The sequence below is a fragment of the Arthrobacter sp. R4 genome (assembly GCF_051365025.1).
Classification (GTDB): domain Bacteria; phylum Actinomycetota; class Actinomycetes; order Actinomycetales; family Micrococcaceae; genus Arthrobacter.
The window spans coordinates 1-1,179 of the sequence record NZ_JBLWIJ010000063.1 but is presented as its reverse complement, the minus strand read 5'-3'; the positions used below and the strand labels follow the sequence as shown (position 1 = coordinate 1,179).

The window sequence follows — 1,179 nt, the reverse complement described above, 5'->3', positions numbered from 1 at the left end:
GGATCCTGGGACCTGTCAGCCGCCGTCGGCACTGGTCAATGCTCCTGCAGCGGCGCTAACGGCGGTCCGCCGCCCGCAACCACCAGCCCAAGCCGGCCACCGGCGGCGGCCCGCCAGCGGTGACCAGACCGTGAAGGTCCGGTCACCGCCTGTGGGCTTTAGCTGGTGAGCAGCTCCATCAGCTCGTTGACTTCCGTGATCAGGGCTGCGCTGCCTTCCTTTGCCAGACGGTGGCAGCCTGCGGAGTTCGCCGAGTGAATGGAACCGGGAACCACTGCTACATGCCGGGCGATGGTTTCGGCGTGGTGGGCGGTGTTCAGCGCAGCGGAGCGGTACCGGGCTTCCACGACACACACAACACCGGACAGGGCCGCGATGATCCGGTTTCGCTGGAGGAACCGGTGCCGGGTTGGTCCTGTGCCGGTGGGCATTTCGGAGACCATCAAGCCACTGGCGATGATGGCCCGGCCCAGGTCAGCGTTTCCTGACGGGTAGAACCTGTCCACGCCACCGGCCACCACGGCGATGGTCGGCATGGTGTCGGGCGTTCCACCCGCCAGCGCGGCCCTGCCCGCGTGCGCGTCGATGCCGTAGGCAAGTCCGCTCACTACCGTTACGCCGCGCTGGGTGAGGCCGTAGGCCAGCTCACCGGTAACGGATGCGCCGTAGCTGGTGCAGTCGCGGGAGCCGGTCAGTGCTGCGCACTTATCGGCCGTGGGGAATCCTGCGGAGAGGTTCCCCCGGTACCAGAGTCCCAGCGGGGGTACTTCCAGATCGTCCAGTCCTGCGGGCCAGTGCTCGTCCCCCGGGATGAGGAAACCGCCGCCAAGGGCTGCGATCTCATCAAGGTCTTTCCGTGGGTCCAGGTCCGTGTGGCGTCCCGCGCCACGGGCCACCGCTGCCTCCAGCTCGTCATAGGTGACGTCCCAGAACGGGACGACGGGCAGGGCACCAAGGACGATGCGGAGCGCCCAAACCGCGCCGTGCTTGCCCACCAGGGCAAGGGCTACCCGGTCGCCGGGTTCAAAGATGCGGGTCAGAGCAGCGCGGGCCATACGGTCATCGGTGATGTTCATGGTGTTGTTCCTTCTTGTCCGAGAAGTGGGTGGGTGGGGCGACCAATGGTGACCGGCCAGCTCCCCTCTCCCCCGTTGTTTTTTGGTTGCTGGCAAGCTTGCT

The 1,179-nt window shown here is 66.8% G+C and carries 1 protein-coding gene; it reads right to left on the bottom strand.

Translation table 11 applies throughout. From position 1 onward, the window contains the following. Positions 1–158: 158 nt before the first annotated feature. On the bottom strand, positions 159–1,076 hold the full coding sequence (dprA, locus tag ACLKOZ_RS22440; protein WP_436478478.1) for a DNA-processing protein DprA: 918 nt from the start codon (positions 1,074–1,076) through the stop codon (positions 159–161). Positions 1,077–1,179 lie beyond the last annotated feature (103 nt).